This is a genomic window from Flavonifractor porci, from assembly GCF_037572415.1.
In the GTDB taxonomy this organism is placed as follows: domain Bacteria; phylum Bacillota; class Clostridia; order Oscillospirales; family Oscillospiraceae; genus Flavonifractor; species Flavonifractor porci.
The window spans coordinates 1-16,500 of the sequence record NZ_JBBHLB010000029.1 but is presented as its reverse complement, the minus strand read 5'-3'; the positions used below and the strand labels follow the sequence as shown (position 1 = coordinate 16,500).

The 16,500-nt window shown below is 60.3% G+C and carries 10 protein-coding genes; 4 read left to right on the top strand and 6 right to left on the bottom strand.

Annotation, left to right across the window (positions count from 1 at the left end; genetic code table 11):
* Positions 1-227: 227 nt before the first annotated feature.
* Genes WHJ28_RS16200 through WHJ28_RS16190 form a run of 3 tightly spaced genes read right to left on the bottom strand, consistent with a single transcriptional unit; the run spans position 228 to position 3,932 of the window.
* Entirely contained in the window at positions 228-1,313 is a 1,086-nt protein-coding gene (locus WHJ28_RS16200; RefSeq protein ID WP_340043063.1) for a GerAB/ArcD/ProY family transporter, read from the bottom strand.
* A 34-nt stretch (positions 1,314-1,347) separates the two neighbouring features.
* Positions 1,348-2,427 carry a Ger(x)C family spore germination protein gene (locus WHJ28_RS16195; RefSeq protein ID WP_340043062.1) on the bottom strand — a complete coding sequence of 360 codons (1,080 nt, stop codon included), beginning with the start codon at positions 2,425-2,427 and terminating at the stop codon, positions 1,348-1,350.
* Positions 2,424-3,932, bottom strand: coding sequence for a spore germination protein (locus WHJ28_RS16190; protein ID WP_340043061.1), 1,509 nt, complete (start codon positions 3,930-3,932; stop codon positions 2,424-2,426). The genes WHJ28_RS16195 and WHJ28_RS16190 overlap by 4 nt, the downstream gene beginning before the upstream one ends.
* 243 nt (positions 3,933-4,175) lie before the next feature.
* Between WHJ28_RS16190 and WHJ28_RS16185 the strand changes: the two genes are divergently transcribed.
* From WHJ28_RS16185 to WHJ28_RS16175, 3 genes are read left to right on the top strand one after another with little or no spacing between them, the layout of a single operon-like run.
* On the top strand, positions 4,176-4,676 hold the full coding sequence (locus WHJ28_RS16185) for an NADH-quinone oxidoreductase subunit NuoE family protein (RefSeq protein ID WP_340043060.1): 501 nt from the start codon (positions 4,176-4,178) through the stop codon (positions 4,674-4,676).
* Between the two features lie 12 nt (positions 4,677-4,688).
* Entirely contained in the window at positions 4,689-5,954 is a 1,266-nt protein-coding gene (locus WHJ28_RS16180) for a complex I 51 kDa subunit family protein (RefSeq protein ID WP_340043059.1), read from the top strand.
* A complete protein-coding gene (locus WHJ28_RS16175; RefSeq protein WP_340043058.1) occupies positions 5,951-7,702 on the top strand; it encodes an NADH-dependent [FeFe] hydrogenase, group A6 in 1,752 nt (583 codons plus the stop codon). The genes WHJ28_RS16180 and WHJ28_RS16175 overlap by 4 nt, the downstream gene beginning before the upstream one ends.
* Positions 7,703-8,035: 333 nt before the next feature.
* Here WHJ28_RS16175 and WHJ28_RS16170 read toward each other — a convergent pair whose 3' ends face one another.
* The 3 genes from WHJ28_RS16170 to WHJ28_RS16160 form a co-directional block, all read right to left on the bottom strand.
* Positions 8,036-8,968 carry a phosphate acyltransferase gene (locus WHJ28_RS16170; RefSeq protein WP_340043057.1) on the bottom strand — a complete coding sequence of 311 codons (933 nt, stop codon included), beginning with the start codon at positions 8,966-8,968 and terminating at the stop codon, positions 8,036-8,038.
* Between the two features lie 218 nt (positions 8,969-9,186).
* Positions 9,187-13,146 carry an S-layer homology domain-containing protein gene (locus WHJ28_RS16165; RefSeq protein ID WP_340043056.1) on the bottom strand — a complete coding sequence of 1,320 codons (3,960 nt, stop codon included), beginning with the start codon at positions 13,144-13,146 and terminating at the stop codon, positions 9,187-9,189.
* 218 nt (positions 13,147-13,364) lie between these two features.
* The gene (locus tag WHJ28_RS16160) at positions 13,365-14,750 is read right to left on the bottom strand and encodes a TrpB-like pyridoxal phosphate-dependent enzyme (RefSeq protein ID WP_340043055.1); all 1,386 of its coding nucleotides are present in this window, start codon (positions 14,748-14,750) and stop codon (positions 13,365-13,367) included.
* A 484-nt stretch (positions 14,751-15,234) separates the two neighbouring features.
* On the opposite strand from WHJ28_RS16160, the gene WHJ28_RS16155 reads away from it, so the two are divergent.
* Positions 15,235-16,293, top strand: coding sequence for a hypothetical protein (locus WHJ28_RS16155; RefSeq protein ID WP_340043054.1), 1,059 nt, complete (start codon positions 15,235-15,237; stop codon positions 16,291-16,293).
* Positions 16,294-16,500 lie beyond the last annotated feature (207 nt).

The window sequence follows — 16,500 nt, the reverse complement described above, 5'->3', positions numbered from 1 at the left end:
TGTCAAGCACTTTTTTCTGATCTTTTTTCAGAAGGCCGTCCGGGTTCCCCTCGGTTTCTTCCGGTTCTGGTCAGATTTTCATGCCCTCTCGCAAGGCGCTCAGATAGAATACCACTCACGCCCCCTTTTGTCAACACCTTTTTTCACTTTTCTTTCGACTTTTTTATCCATCCCAAGCGCCTCCTATATATAGTGGAAAACCAAAGGCTTATCCACAAGATGGTGCCCTATTCTTCTCTGCGGAACAGAGAGATCACAAAGAGCAGCAGCGGGCCGCCCAATCCAAAGAGGATACCACCCCACAGCACCGGCCCTTCCAAAGCCCGATCCAGGGCGAACGCGTCGGGAAAGAGCCAGATAGCCCCTGCCGCAGCCGCCAGAATAATGGGCAGTACAGCGCTGCTTCTTTTCCTGATAGCAAACCCCTTTTGGGCCAGTTCCGAACAGGCGCAGGCCAACAGGGACAACAGTGCCAGATCGGCCAGTACCCACAGGGCGATGATCACCGACTCCATCCGCTGGAAGGTACCCTCAAAGCCAATCCCTTTTACCATCATAAAGAAGGGGGTGTCCATCCGCTGAGCCAGACCGGGGCCGAAGTTGCCCAGACACACCACCTGCAAAGCAGTTAAGGTGAGGCACAGGCCCACCGCCCAGCGCAGGATCTTTCTCCGGCTGCCCTCCTCGGGCACCACGTGACCTCCCAGGCAGGCGGCAAAGACCACATAGCCCAGCAGGCCCAGCACCGGCAGGGTGGCGGAGCCTACAGCAGGCAGATCCTCCACCCACACGGGCAGCAGATTGGCGGTATCCACCTGAAAGGCTCCCAGCAGCAGGGACAGAGCCAGCCCGGCGGCCAGGGTGAGGAAGAACACCTCCCCCGCTCGGGCCAAAGCCCGCACCGGCTTGCGGACCAGCCAGAAGGTCACGCCCAGCAGGGCCAGCAGAAAGAGCACCATAGGGGCGTTGCGGTAGCTGATGGTAAGAAAGCGCAGGGCCACCTGCCGGGCGTTGGCCGCCAGCAGATACAGGCCCCACAGAAAATAGAGCAGGCAGAACACCCGTCCCAGGGTGGGGCCCAGCAGCTGTTGGGCGGTATTGGGCAGACCGCCCCTGTCCGGGCCGCCCCTGAACAGCCGCCAAAGCAGCCAGCACAACCCCAGCAGTACCGGCAGAGCGGCCAGCGTGGCCAGCCACCCCGCCTCTCCCGCCCGCCGGGCGGTACTGCCGGGCAGCAGCTGGATGGCGGGGGACAGCAGGGCGGCAAAGGTCAGGGTCAGCAGCTGCCGCAGAGAAATGCGGTCGTCCGGCATGGTGTCACCTCCTGCATATAATAGTGAATCGTCATTACCCGTCGGCGTGGTAGCTGCGCTGGATCACCGCTTCGGCGGTGGCCTCCAGCTTCAGGTCTTTCATGGAATCGCTGCCCAGCAGCACTTCCTTGTGCCAGGGCACCGCAAAGGCGGCGGATTGGCGCAGACCAAGATAGTCGGCATCCAGTGCCCGGGACAGCTCCAGTGCCCGGGCCATCCGCTCCGCCTCCACCCGGGCCAGCTCTACCTCCAGGGCGTCCAGCATGGCCTGGTCGGGCATGGCACTCCCCTCCGCCAGGTTGGCGTCCACCTTACAGTGGACCTTTAACCCGGCCAGCGTGTCCCTCTGCCAGATGGGCCGCACCGAGGCGGCGGCCCCCACCACCCGCAGGGCGGCGGCGGTACCGTCGGGGGCCTGCACCTCCACCACGTCGGCGTCCACCTTGCCGAAGATCAGATTGACCCCCAGGGCGGCGTCCTCCTCCGCCCAGCCCGCCAGCACCCCGTCCTTCAGGATGCCGTAGCCGGCGGCGGTAAGTCCATCGTCAGCCAACACCGCGGGCAGAAAGGAGGCCCCCTGCCGGTCCAGCTCGGCCAGCACATCCTTCACCGTCCGGGGCATGGAATTGGCGGTGAGAGCCGCGTCGGCAGCCAGTGCCTCCAGCCGGTCGGTGGCAGAGCCGTCGGCGGCTGCGGCCTCAATGGCCTGACCCGCCGTGCCATTGCGCACCACATAGAGGGCAGTCTCCAGGCGCATCTCCACATCCCGCAGCACATAGTCCAAAGAGGGCACGACCCCTCGTTGGGCCAGGCCCTCCCCCAGCAGCAGCTGGGTGACGTGGCCGAAATAGAGGTAGGAGGACCCCTCCCCCTGGAGTTCCAGCACGGCGGCGCTGATGGTACCCGCTTCCCCGGCCACCACCTCAGTCTCCTCCTGGGAGGTGCCGCCGGAAGCGGTGATAGCCACCCCCGCATCCCCCGCCGTATCCACTCCCAGGGTGCGGATCAGCTCCATGTCCTCGATCTCCCGGGCGTAGGGCAGAAAACCGGAGTACCGGCGGCAGCCGGTGAGCAGGAGCATGAGGAGCAGCACCAACAGAACTGATTTTTTCACCGCTGCTTCCTCCTGTTCCTGGGCTTGAGGGCGGCGGGCCGGTCCTTGATCTGGGGCATGGGCCGCCGCAGCAGCACGTGTTCCCGAGGCCTGCGCCCGGTACCCACCGCAAAGGGGGTGAGATATGGCACACCAAAGCTCTCGATACCCGCCAGATGGACGATGAGTACCGCCGCCCCCATCACCATACCGAACAGCCCCGCCGCGCTGGACAGCAGCACCAGCACGAACCGCCAGATCCGCAGAGCGCCCCCCAGCTCCTGAGAGGGCATGGTGTACCCGGCAATACCCGCCACCGCCACCACAATCAGCACCGCCGGGGAGACGATCTTGGCCTCCACCGCCGCCGAGCCCACCACCAGACCACCGATAATAGAAACCGTCTGGCCGATGGATTGGGGCAGCCGCAGGCCCGCCTCCTGCAGGATCTCAAAGGCGATGAGCAGGACGATGACCTCAAAGGCGGAGCGGAAGGGCACGTTCTGCTTGGCGGCGATGATGGACAGGGCCAGCCGGGTGGGGATCATCTCCTGATGGAAGGTGACCATGGCGATATAGAGGGCGGGCAGCAGCAGGGTGGTGAGCATACAGAAGTAGCGCAGCACCGTCAGGGCAGTGGCCAGCATCCAGTTGGAGGACTTGTCCTGAGGGGCCTGCAGGAAGTTGCCCAGCGCTGCCGGGGCCAGATAACCCAGTGGGATGCCGTCGATGAGGATGCCCACCCGTCCCTGGGCCAGCCCGGCGCAGAACCGGTCGGACCGCTCGGTGTACTGGATCAGCGGAAAGGGGGTGTGGGCGGCGGGCACGATATACTCCTCAATGGCTCCGGTGGAAAACACCCCGTCAATATCGATGTCCCGCAGCTGGGCCGTCACCTGCTCCACCAGATGGGGATTGGTGATCCCCTCTATATATAGGATATCCACCAGCGTGGCCGACTGGCGGCCCACGATCTGCTCCTGAATCCTCAGCTCCGGGGCCTTCAAATGGCGGCGGACAATGCTGGTATTGGTGCGCACGCTCTCCACAAAGGCGTCCTTGGCCCCCTTGAGCACCGTCTCGTTGTCGGGGGCGGACACCGAGCGCTTCTCCTCGGTACCCACAAAGCAGGACAGCACCGTGCTTTCCCCGGGAAACAGAAACACGCACCAACCGGCCACCAGGTCAAAGACCACCTGGTCCAGCCGGTGCCGCTCCTCCACCGTCAGGTTATACAAAGCCCCCTGGCGCATCCGCTCCATCATGGGCGTGGTTCCGGCGCACCGGGCCAGCTCCGGGTCCTGGGCCATGGGCCGCAGGAGATAGTCGCTGACCCGCTCCATCCGCACCATGCCGCTGAGGTAACACAGGGTCAGACTGTGCCTGGGGTCCTCCCCTACCCACACCGTTCGGTGGACGAAATCCACACAGTCCCGGAAGATCTCCTCCAACCGTGCCAGGGTGATGGCCCCCGGATACCTGGGTTCCCGCAGCGGATGGGGATGGGTCTCCCCTTTCTCGCTCATAGGATCCGCTCCCTTCCCGCCGAGGCCCTTTAGCCCGGCGCTTTGGTCAATTTAGACAAACTAAACTTTTTTTAGTGTGCCCAATTTTTTATTTGATATACAAATTTAAAATGAACTGTTGCATTTTTCCAAAATAATTGATATACTTGTAAAAACTCCACGGTTCAACAGGTGAACTAGTCACCTTTTGGTAAGTGTCCTGCCGCCCCGATGGAGCAAATCTAACAAAGAGGAGGAGCCCCTATGAAGCCTTTTACCCAAGCCGCCGACGTCCTGGATAAGGAGCTGGCGGACAAGATCGACGGCATCATCTCCGCCCATAATGGGGACGCCACCCAGCTGGTGGGTATCCTGCTGGATGTGGAGGCCGCCGTGGAGCGGCACTACATCCCTGAGTCCGCCGCCTACTATGTGGCCGAGAAGCTGGGCGTCAAGCCCACTCAGGTCTACGATGTGATCTCCTTCTATACCGCGCTCCATTCCCAGCCCCGGGCCAAGTTCACTCTGGAGGTGTGCAACTCCGCTCCCTGCCGGGTGAAGGACAGCGACGCCCTGGTGGAGACCCTCAAGCGCCTTTTGAACCTGGAGGTGGGCGAGGTCACCTACGACGGCCGTTTCTCCATCGAGAAGGTGCCCTGCTTTGGGGCCTGCGACGTGTCCCCCGCCGTGCGGGTCAACGGCGTGGTGTACGGCCATCTGGACAGCGAGGAGCGTATCCTGGATATGCTCCAGCAGCTCAATTAAGGGGGTGTTGGTATGAGCAAGAAAGTCTGTTTTATCACCCGTAACTTCGGCAAATATGATCCGGACAGCCTGAAGAGCTACGAGTCCATCGGCGGCTTCACCGCCCTGCGGAAGGCCCTGAAGATGGACGGCAACGAGATCGCCGACGTGCTGGCCGCCAATGGCGTCCAGGGCCGCGGCGGCGCCGCCTACGACATGGGCAAGAAGTGGCGTCAGGCCCGTGAGGTCAAGGGCGAGCACAAGTGCGTGGTGTGCAACGCCGACGAGGGCGAGCCCGGCACCTTTAAGGACCGGGAGCTGCTCACCAACGATCCCTTCCAGCTGCTGGAGGGCATGATCATCGCCGGCTGGTCCGTGGGAGCCGACAACGGCTACATCTATATGCGTGAGGAGTACTCCCACCTGCGTCCCCGCCTGCTGTCCGCCATCGCCCAGTGCGAGGAGGCCGGCTACCTGGGCGACAACATCCTGGGCTCCGGTCTGAACTACCGCATCCACCTCTACTCCGGCGCCGGCGCCTACGTCTGCGGCGAGGGCTCCGCTCTGGCCGAGTCGGTGGAAGGCAAGGCGGGCCGCCCCCGTATGAAGCCCCCCTTTATCAAGCAGTGCGGCGTGTTCCACCTGCCCACCTGTGTCAACAACGTGGAGTCCCTGTCTCTGGTGGCTCCCCTGCTGCTGGACGACGAGGGCTACTACAAGAGCCAGGGCACCGAGGACTGCCCCGGCACCAAGATGATCTCAGTCTCCGGCAACGTGAAGAACCCCGGCGTGTTTGAGGTCCCCTTCGGCATCACCATCCGGGAGATCGTCTACGACCTGGCCGGCGGCATGGAGAACCCCGAGTATCCCCTGCGCCTGGTGCAGCTGGGCGGCGCTTCCGGCCGGATCTGCGCCCCCTCTCAGCTGGACACCCCCTACACCTACAAGGGAATGCGGCAGGCCGACCTGACCGCCATCGGCTCCGGCGCGGTACTGGTGGTGGATGAGCGCACCAGCGTCATCGGTTTCCTGCGGATGACTCAGGAGTTCTTCTCCCACGAGAGCTGCGGCCAGTGCACCCCCTGCCGGGAGGGCAACCGCCACATTACCATGCTGCTGGATAAGATCGCCGCCGGCGAGCACACCCAGAAGGATGTGGACACCCTGAAGAAGTTTGCCGACATCATGTCCTGCGCTTCCCTGTGCGGCCTGGGCGAGACGGCTCAATCCGCCCTGCTGTCCGCCATGAAGCGCTTCCCTGAAGTCTTTGCCGTCAAAGAGGAGGTCGCGGTCCGATGAGCAATACGGTACATCTTACCATCAATCACCTGCCGCTGGAGGTGCCCGCCGGCACCCGCATCATCGAGGCGGCCAAGATGCTGAACATCGACATCCCCCATCTGTGCTATCACCCCGACCAGACCATCAAGGCCCACTGCCGGATGTGCATGGTAGAGGTCACCGGCCAGCGCAAGCTGCTGGCCGCCTGCTCCACCGTGGTGTGGGAGGGCATGGAGGTCTTTACCGACACCAAGAAGGTGTACGACGCTCAGGTTGGCGTGCTGGACCTGATCCTGGCCGACCACAAGCAGAACTGCCTGTCCTGCGCCCGCAACGGCAACTGTGAGCTGCAGAAGCTGTGCCGCCGGTTCAACCGCCTGCTGCCCGAGCTGCCCGATATCTCCTCCAACGAGCCTCTGCGTGTCGACAATCCCTCCATCGTGCGGGACCCCTCCAAGTGCGTCAAGTGCGGCCGCTGCGTGAAGGTGTGCGCCGAGGTCCAGGGCTGCGCCGCCCTCACCGCCGCCAACCGCTCCGGCGACTTCAAGATCACCACCGCCTTTGACCTGCCCATGGACCAGACCGACTGCGTCCTGTGCGGCCAGTGCTCCCTGGTGTGCCCCGTGGGCGCCATCGTGGAGGTGGACAACACCAACGACGTGGTCCGCGCCATTCAGGACCCCCGCAAGCACGTTGTGGTCCAGGTGGCTCCCTCCGTCCGCGTGGGCCTGGGCGACGAGTTTGGCCTGGAGCCGGGCGCCATTGTCACCGGCAAGATGGTCACCGCCCTGAAGATGATGGGCTTTGACAAGGTGTTCGACACCAACTTCTCTGCCGACCTGACCATCATGGAGGAAGGCAGCGAGCTGCTCAATCGTATCAAGAACGGCGGCAAACTACCCATGATCACCTCCTGTTCTCCCGGCTGGGTCACCTACATGGAGAAGCACCACCCCGAGCTGTGCGACAACCTGTCCACCGCCAAGAGCCCCCAGGGTATGTTTGGCGCTGTGGTCAAGACCTATTATGCCCAGAAGATGGGCTGGGATCCCCACGACATCGTGTCCGTGTCCGTCATGCCCTGTACCGCCAAGAAGTACGAGGCCTCCCGTCCTGAGCTGGGCCGGGACGGCTACAAGGACGTGGACTATGTCCTCACCACCCGGGAGCTGGCCAAGCTGATCCGCTATGAGGGCCTGGATCTGTCCGTACTGCCCGACAGTGAGTTCGACTCCCCCCTGGGCATTGGCTCCGGCGCCGGCGCCATCTTCGGCGCCACCGGCGGCGTGATGGAGGCCGCTCTGCGTACCGCCTACGAGGTTTACACCGGTCAGACCCTGCCCCGTCTGGAGTTTGAGTCTGTCCGCAACGACGTCAACGCCATCAAGGAGGCCACCATTGATCTCAACGGCACCCCGCTGAAGGTGGCCATCGCCAACGGCCTGAAGAACGCCGAGGAGATCATCCGCCGTGTGGAGAGCGGCGAGGCCGACTACATCTTCATCGAGATCATGGCCTGCCCCGGCGGCTGCATCGGCGGCGGCGGTCAGCCCATCGGCACCAACAACGCCGTCCGGGACGCCCGCATCAAGGCCCTGTACGAGATCGACCGTTCCCTGCCTCTGCGCAAGAGCCACGAGAACCCGGAGATCAAGACCATCTATGAGGAGTTCTTTGGCGCGCCTCTGTCCCACCGCTCTCACGAGCTGCTCCACACCCACTATCACGCCCGTGCCAAGAAGCACGACTTCTCCCATCTGAAATAAGACAAACAGCGGCCGCCCAAAGGGGCGGCCGCTGTTTTTGTGTTTACCTTGTAGGGGCGGCCTTTATGGCCGCCCGCCCATTGTGTCTGTCATAAGGCTTTTGACAAGCCGGCCTTCCCCCCCTCAGGGGGGAAGGCCGGCCCGTAGGGCCGGATGAGGGGGCGGGAGACAAAACCAGTCCCCCTCATCAGTCAGCCTGCGGCTGCCAGCTTCCCCCCTGAGGGGGGAAGCTCAGCTATTCGACACCAAGGCGGAACAGCCCATCACACCTCCCCCCAGTCACGCAAAAAGGCCGGCGCTGACGCGCCGGCCTTTGTCCCGTATGTAAGGAAATTACTTGCCCTGCTGGGTCTTGCGCCACTCGTTCAGAACGGCACAGAACACCAGGGACAGGAAACTCTCCTCTGCATTGGCAGAGCGGGAGGTCAGGGCAATGGGCACCTTGGCGCCCACCACAGCGCCGCAGGTGGTGGCGTGAGCGTGGATGAGCCAGCTCTTCACCAGGATATTGCCAGCGATCAGGTCCTGAGCGATGATGCCGTCGAAGCCGCCGCCGGACCAGGGGCACTCGTAGTTCTTCAGCCGGCAGGCCTCCTTGGAGATGATGAGGTCGTAGGAGATGGGACCCCACAGCTCGCAGTCGGCAAAGGGGTGCTGCTTCTGCTCACTCACCAGGCGCTGGGCCTCGATGGTGTCGGGCATATGGAAGTTGACGTTCTCCACCAGAGCCATCAGGGCCAGCTTGGGATTCTCATAGCCGAAGGCCTTGAGCGCGTCGGCGGTGTTCTTGATGATGGCCTTCTTCTGGGTGGGGTTGGGATTGACAATGATGGTCATATCGGACAGAGCCAGCAGCTTGGGATACTCGGGGATGGAGGCCAGGGACACATGGCTCATAAGCCGCTCGGTCCGCAAGCCGTTTTTCTTGTCCAGCACGGGCATCAGGAAGTCACGGGTGGGCATATTGCCCCGCATGAGGATGTCGCCGTCTCCGCAGTGGATCACATCGATAGCGGCCTGGGTCACATTGTGGCCGGGCGCGGTGTCCACCATGGTGTAAGGCTCCTTGTCCAGGCCCAGCTTCTCCAGCTGCACCATGGTACGAGCCCGGTCGCCCACCAGTACGGGCTGCACAAAGCCCTCCTGCTGAGCCTGGAACAGGCCGCGGAGCATATTTTCGCCGTCAGAGCCGGCCAGGACCACACGCAGGGGGGCATTCAGCTTGGGAACACGCTTGATGATATCGTCGAAATTTTTAATTTCCATGGGATGATCCCTCACCTTTCCATTGATGCCGCGCAGCGGCGTTTGTTCTATTATTATACCGGATAGTTTCGGAGAATACAAGGTATTTCCATAGGAATCGGAACAATCTTTCCCCTTATCGTGGGGCAAATGCTCCTTCGTTCTTCCCTGTTCCCGGGCCGCGCACAAAAAGACTGCCGCGGGAGGATCTCCCGCGGCAGTCCAGATGGTATTGCTTCTTACTTTGTCACGTTCTCGCAGAAGCGCATGAGGATGGTGGCGACCTCAGCGCGGGTGGCGGTGCCGGTGGGATCCAACTTGCCGCCGTCCTTACCGGTGATGAGCTCAGCGCCCACCGCCCAGGTCATGCCGTCGGCCGCCCAGGAGGACACGGTGCCGCCGTCGGAGAAGGTGGTCAGGTCGCCCTTGGCGGTCACATTGCACTTCTTGTACTCGGCATAGCGGTACAGGATGGTGGCCAGCTGCTCCCGGGTCACGGTGTCGTTGGGGGCGAACACGGTGTCGCTGTAACCCTTGACGATGCCCTCGGCAGCCGCCCAGCGGACGGCCTCGGTGTACCACACGCCGCTCTCCACATCGCCGAAGTTCATGGCGTAGTTGGCCACAGGGCTGCCGGCCTGACGCCACAGGATGGTGACGATCATGGCCCGGTTGGTGGTCATGAGGGGGGCGAAGGTGGTGGAGGATGTGCCGTCCATCAGCTTGTTGTCGTAGACGTACTTTACAGCCTCATAGAACCAGTCGTCGGCCTTCACGTCGGTGAAGGGCAGGCCGGTACTCACAGAGCCGTCATCCTTGGTAAAGGAAGCCTCCACAGTAACGGCAGAAGCGGGCATGGTGAAGGTGTACTTGCCGTCGCCCTTGTCGGTGAGCTTGACCTCGCTGCCGTTCTTGTCGGTGACGGTGAGATCATCCAGCTTATAGCCCTCGTCAGGCTTCACGGTCAGGGTGATGGTGAGGCCCCTGGAGGCGCGGGTACGGCTGGCGGTGACGGCGCCGTTGTCGGCCTTGTCCACGGTGATGGCATAGGTAGTGGAGCCGGTGGAAGGAGTGTAGAAGTAGGCGGTGGCAGTAATCGTTCCACCCTTTTCTGCCAGCTTGGTAAGCAGATCATTGGTCAGGGTGGTGTAGGTTCCCTCGATACCCGCAAAGGTCCAGCCACCGAACTCCTGACCGGCGGGAGCGGCAGCGGTGGGCAGCGTATCGCCCACATTGGCGGGGGTGTAAGTGATCTGGCCGATCTCGCTGCCGAAGTTCACAGTGGCAGTACGGCTGTCCGCCATGATCTCAAAGGTGGAAAAACCCTTGTCGTTGGTAAAGGTCAGCGTAGTGCCGGAAACAGTGGTCTTGTGGTAGCCCACAAACGCACCGTCCTTGGTGTGCTTGACGTACAGGTTAGCAGTGGGGAAACCGGTGGGCAGCGTGATGCTGATGGTCATGTTCTGAATGCCGGTCAGTGCCTTTTCGGAGCCCTCCAGCACTACCGCGTTTTTGTCAGCACCCTCCAGATCAATTCCAGCGGCGGTATCAGCCGTGGAGGCCACCACGCGATACATGGGAATGATGTCCAGCGTCAGAACGCCTTCGGTCTTGTCATACGCAGTGGGGGTAATGTCCAGATAGGTCTGGGCGTAGATGGTGATGTTTTTCCCCGCTGTTTCCACAGAGCTGTTTCTCAGTGCAGCCTCGGCATCAGCCTTCTGCTGCTCGGTCACCTGGCCAATGGCCTGGTTTGCGGCGGCAGCCAGCTCACCGCTGGTGGTGACACTCTCAGCGGCGGCCTTAACAGTCTCCCGATCCTCTGCCTTGATCTGATCGCCAATGGTCACATCAGGCGCACCCACAGCGGGTTCCACATCGGTCTCAGCCGCAGCACCCACCATATATGTATAGGCGCTGTTATCGCTGGGCAGAGCAGCGTATCCGTCTGCCACATAGGCGCCGGGATCGCTGGTGAAGTAACCGCCATAGATATCAAGCCGGGGCTTCTCCACACAACTATCCGCGCCAGTTCCGTAACAATAGACGTCCATTTTACCTACGATGGCATCTCCGGTATCGTTGTGAATCACCATAGTGGGGGCCTTATCGGCATAGACGGTGCCCAGCCAGTGCATCAGGTCAATGGCAACCAACTGACTATATGTACCGTCAATGCTGACATGATTCAGCACCATATCACCGTAGTTGGACGAAATGATGTACTGGGTAGCATCGCTTCCGTACAGATCCAGATTCTCCAGTGTTAGATTGCAGTAGTTCTGGATCAGCATGATGGTTTTGGTACTGTCCTCTGCTGCGCGAATGGTACCGTTCTTCAACATAACGGTATTCCCCTTTTCCAGGTGGAACCCCTGAGACTCTGTACCAACAGAACCAACAGCGGGATCCGCGCAGGTATAGGTAAATCCGCCAAAGTCAATGGTCAGGTTTACATCGGTAGCGCCCTTACCATTAAACAGGCCGATACCGCCGCCGGTGGCGTCCCGCAGCAGTTTGACCGTTCCGGTCTTACTTTCAGACGTTACAACGGCTTCCACCGCCTCAGCCAGGGTAGCATAATACTTGCCGTTCACCTCCGCCGCAGCGGGTACTACGGTATAAAGAGCAACGCCATCTTTCATGGACTTTGCTGCAGCGTATCCCTGGGCGCAGAAGTTGGCAACTGGATTTTCGGTCTTGCTGTTTGCAGGGTCAAAATTTTCAAAGGTACCACCGGAAACGATGATCTGTGCATCCGAATTGTCAATCAAATTGAGCAGCCAATATGTGTCGTTCCAACCATCAGATGCGCGGAAGCTGCCCCCATGAATATAGGCGACAGCACTATCCCCCGCCTGAACACAGGTCAGGCCCGCATAATAGGTGCCATTTTCAATGGTCAGCTTTGCAGTATCATAAAGTCGGAACGTATACCCAATGCTATTATGAGTCAGATAATCGTCATCAATCGTAAAGGTTCCGTTGCCCGTAATGACAACATCCGAGGTACCTCTCAAGTCTACGATGGCGTTTTTATTAGATGCAGTACCAGTATAGACAACACTGTAGCCGTTGGTATCCAGTGTAAACTTTTTGTTGTTGACGATAATCTGTTCCTTAACCGCAGCATCGTCCAGCAGCTTAACCGTATCTCCATCCTTTGCAGCAGCAATAGCTTCGGACAGAGTCTGATACTTCTCGCCGCCCACGATCTGAGCGACCGCTACATCGTCCAGGGTACCCACGACCCACTGATCGCCGTGCTGAGCAATGTGATAACCCTCCGGCACATAAGTGGTTACATCACTGGAAAAGCGGCCACCGGTGACGATAACACCGTCCAAATAGCCGGTATTGCCATTCATCGCCGCAATGGCATCCTTTTCACTGGTAAAGCTGCCGCCGTTAATGGTCAGTTTGCCCTGATTGATCTCAGGCTTTCCACCGCCATTCAAAATGCAGTTTCCACGGGAACTGAATGTGCCGCCGTTTACGGCAGCCACATTCCAGTTCAGGAAAGCAGACTGAGAGGTATTGCTGAAGGTTCCGTTGTTGATGGTCAGCATTCCGCCGTCATCATTTTTAATGGTATTCAGTCCTCCAGTAAATGTGCCGCCATTGATGGTCAGCTGAGGATATTGGGCATTGATGCCCTCCATGTATCCACTGGCAGTGTCACCGCTGCCATAATCAAAGTAACCGTTTTCCAGCAGGCTGGAGAACTGCCCGTTTTGTGTGACGCTGACACCGTCGTTTACGGTCATAGAGCCATGGTTTACAAGCACATAGAAGGAATTACCACCGGCGTCCTCTGCGCTTGTACCATTCTCCTTGCTGCGGGTATAATTGCCGCCGTCGAGAATCACAGTGCCTTCATTCCAAATAGCAGCTTTTGCGTGGGTCACATTGTCCACCGTACCCGCACCGGTAACCGTCAGAGATCCACCGTATTTTACAGTGATCGTATGGCCGCTGTCATTGGTGATGGTCTTGCCGTTCAAGTCCAGCGTCACCGAACTGCCCGCAGGCACAACAAAATCGCCGGAAACATTCTCGGTCAGTTTGACGTCGCCTCCGGCATTCAGGGCATTTTGAAACGCCTCAGCCGAATTCACATCAGCCGCCAGTGCTGTTACAGGCAGCAACGACAGGATCATTGCTAACGCAATTACAGCAGACAGCATCTTCCTTTTCATTTGTCTCACACTCCTTATCCATATTGTGCTTTTTGATGCCCGGCCTGCGTCCCGCGCAAGCCTCTTGGGTTTAGTTTAGCCCCTCTCGTTGGTAAAATCAAGTACTCATAGGTAAATGTAGCCATTTCGTAAGAATTGTCCTTACACCTCACCCTATATCATACATTTTCCAACAAAAAACGAGCCAGCTGCAAATTTCTTGCAGCTGGCCCGTCCGGTCAGATCCCTTTATTTTGAGGAATGTCAGGCAGGGAGTCAAAGCCCTTTTGCAGATCCTCGTCGGTGGGAATATAGTCGGTTATCTTCCCGGTGAGGTAGTTCTCGTAGGCGGTCATATCAAAGTAGCCGGTGCCGGTAAGGCCGAAAAGGATGGTCTTGGCCTCGCCGCTCTCCTTGCACCTGAGGGCCTCGTCGATGGCTCCCCGAATGGCGTGGGCGGACTCAGGGGCGGGCAGAATGGTCTCCTGTCTGGCGAAGAGTACCGCCGCCTCAAAAACGCGGGTCTGCTCGTAGGCCACCGCCTCCATATGTCCGTCGTGGTACAGCTTGGAGAGGACGGGGCTCATGCCGTGGTAGCGCAGGCCGCCGGCGTGGTTGGCGGAGGGGATGAAGCCGCAGCCCAGGGTGTACATCCGGGCCAGAGGGGTCACCCTGCCGGTGTCGCAGAAGTCGTAGGCATACTTGCCCCGGGTGAAGGAGGGGCAGGAGGCGGGCTCCACCGCCACGATGCGGGGGTTCTTCACACCCTTCAGCTTGTCGGCCATAAAGGGGGCGATCAGTCCGCCCAGGTTGGAGCCGCCGCCGGCGCAGCCCACCACCACGTCGGGGTACTCCCCCAGCTGCTCCATGGCGATCTTGGACTCCAGACCGATGATGGACTGATGGAGGAGCACCTGGTTGAGCACGCTGCCCAGCACATAGCGCTTCTTACCGCCGCTCTGAAGGGCGGCCTCCACCGCCTCGGAGATGGCGCAGCCCAGGCTGCCGGTGGTGCCCGGATTTTCCTCCAGGATCTTGCGCCCCACCTGGGTGAGGTTGGAGGGGGACGGGGTAACGGCCGCGTCAAACACCCCCATCACCGCCTTGCGGAAGGGCTTCTGCTCGTAGGAGCACTTCACCATAAACACGTCGCAGGTCAGTCCGAAGTAGGAACAGGCCTCGCTGAGAGCGGTGCCCCACTGGCCGGCTCCCGTCTCGGTGGTAACGCCGGTGAGGCCCTGCATCTTGGCGTAGTAGGCCTGAGCCACGGCGGAGTTGAGCTTGTGGGAGCCGGAGGTGTTGTTGCCCTCAAATTTGTAGTAGATTCTGGCCGGGGTGCCCAGGGCCTTCTCCAGGTTGTAGGCCCGGATCAGGGGGGATGGCCGGTACATCTTGTAGACCTCCTGGATCTCCTCTGGGATATCAATAAACTCAGTGGTGCCGTCCAGCTCCTGCTTTGCCAATTCGGTGCAGAAGATGGGGGAGAGATCGTCCACCCCCAGGGGCTGGAGGGTGGCGGGGTGAAGCATGGGATCGGGCTGCTCCGCCATGGCGGAGCGCAGGTTAAACCAACGCTGAGGCATCTGGTCTTCGGTGAGGTACAGGCGGTGAGGGATCTTGGTCATGTTCATGCACTCCTTCAAGTTTGGTTTTGCGGGAGAGGGCATGAGTTTTTTCTGCAAGGCAGGCATGAAAAAACGCCCCCGTCCCAAAGATTCTCTGGGACAAAGGCGTAATAAAAACCTCTGCGGTGCCACCCGGATTGACGCATGGAAACCATGCGCCCGCTCACTTTCGTATGCCTGCCAGCACACGCTCCCCTGATAACGGGTGGAGTCCCCGTCGCGCTACTCGGTCACCCTTTCGCTATGCCCTCAAAAGTCCATTCACCCGGACGCCGCCTGCCGCGATCCCACCACCCGCGACTCTCTGTGAGGCCTTGATACCGGACTACTCCTCTTTCTCATCGGTTTATCAATTTAGTTTGACATAGTATACCGCCCTGTCTGGCCCTTGTCAAGGGGTAATTTTAATTTTTTATTTCTTGCGGTCCAACCGGTCCACTGCTATACTGGAGGCAGAAATGCCGGGATAAGGGAGGATTTTGGGATGAAATCATGCCGTTTTGCCTCTGTCCTGCTCCTTTTAGCGTTGCTGACCGGCTGCGGCGGCCAGCCCGCTCCGGTGGAGGACTCCCCCGCCCCAGCGGGCCAGATCTATCTGTACGGAGAGATCCACGGCAGCACGGAGACCATGCAGTACGAGCTGGAGCGCTGGAAGGAATGCTACGCCCAGGGGATGCGCCATCTGTTTGTGGAGCTGCCCTACTATACTGCCCAGTACCTCAATCTGTGGATGGCGGCGGAGGACGACGCTATTCTGGAGCAGCTCTACCAGGACTGGACAGGTACGCTGATGGAGGACACCTGGGTGCGGGAGTTTTACCAGGCCATCAAGCGGGACTGTCCTGAGACCGTCTTCCACGGCACCGACGTGGGCCATCAATACGCCACCACCGGCTCCCGCTACCGGGACTACCTGGAGGAGCAGGGGCTGACGGACAGCGAGGACTACCACCTAACCCAGGAGGCCATCGTGCAGGGCCAGACCTACTATACCGGCGCCTCGGACACTTATCGGGAGAACACCATGACCGATAATTTTGTCCAGACCTTTGACGCCCTGGGCGGCGAAGCTGTCATGGGGATCTACGGCGCGGCCCATGCGGACCCGGACGGGCTGGAGCACAGCAGCGGCGGCGTTCCCTCCATGGCCGGACAGCTGTGGGAGATCTATGGGGATGCCCTCCATACCGAAGATCTCTCCCGGATCGCCCTGGACAAGGAGCCCCTGTCGGTAGACACCATCACCGTGGCGGGCAAGGCCTATGAGGCCTCCTATTTCGGAGCGGCGGACATCTCCGCCTGGAGCGACCGCTGGCAGTCCCGGGCCTTCTGGCGTTTGGAGGACGCCTATCCGGACTTCAAAGACTGCCCCACCGCAAACAACGTGCTGCCCTATAACAACTACCCCACCTGGGTGGAGGAGGGCGACGTATTTGTTATCGACTATACCAGTCCGGACGGGCAGGTCACCCGGGAATACCACCGGGCCGACGGGACCCGGTGGCAGGGCCTCCCCGTCACCACTCAGTTTATACCGGAATAATGAAAGAGAGGGCCGCCCCGGCAGGGGCGCCCCTCTCTCAGTCTGTCGAAAAAGGCGGAACTGATGCAAGAGAGAAATCAGTTCTTGCACCGAAGAAAAGCCCTCGGCAGAGTTTTGCCGCCCGCAGGCGGCAAAACAGAGTCAGAATCTGTTTTTTCCAAGGACATGAGCCTTGGAAAAAACACTTCTCAGCCCGCAAGCGTGCGC

Bases quoted from the DNA above. Each gene is read 5' to 3' on its own strand.
- WHJ28_RS16200 (WP_340043063.1), bottom strand. From the start codon at position 1,313: ATGCCGGACGACCGCATTTCTCTGCGGCAGCTGCTGACCCTGACCTTT.
- WHJ28_RS16185 (WP_340043060.1), top strand. From the start codon at position 4,176: ATGAAGCCTTTTACCCAAGCCGCCGACGTCCTGGATAAGGAGCTGGCG.
- WHJ28_RS16180 (WP_340043059.1), top strand. From the start codon at position 4,689: ATGAGCAAGAAAGTCTGTTTTATCACCCGTAACTTCGGCAAATATGAT.
- WHJ28_RS16160 (WP_340043055.1), bottom strand. From the start codon at position 14,750: ATGACCAAGATCCCTCACCGCCTGTACCTCACCGAAGACCAGATGCCT.
- WHJ28_RS16170 (WP_340043057.1), bottom strand. From the start codon at position 8,968: ATGGAAATTAAAAATTTCGACGATATCATCAAGCGTGTTCCCAAGCTG.
- WHJ28_RS16190 (WP_340043061.1), bottom strand. From the start codon at position 3,932: ATGAGCGAGAAAGGGGAGACCCATCCCCATCCGCTGCGGGAACCCAGG.
- WHJ28_RS16165 (WP_340043056.1), bottom strand. From the start codon at position 13,146: ATGAAAAGGAAGATGCTGTCTGCTGTAATTGCGTTAGCAATGATCCTG.
- WHJ28_RS16155 (WP_340043054.1), top strand. From the start codon at position 15,235: ATGAAATCATGCCGTTTTGCCTCTGTCCTGCTCCTTTTAGCGTTGCTG.
- WHJ28_RS16175 (WP_340043058.1), top strand. From the start codon at position 5,951: ATGAGCAATACGGTACATCTTACCATCAATCACCTGCCGCTGGAGGTG.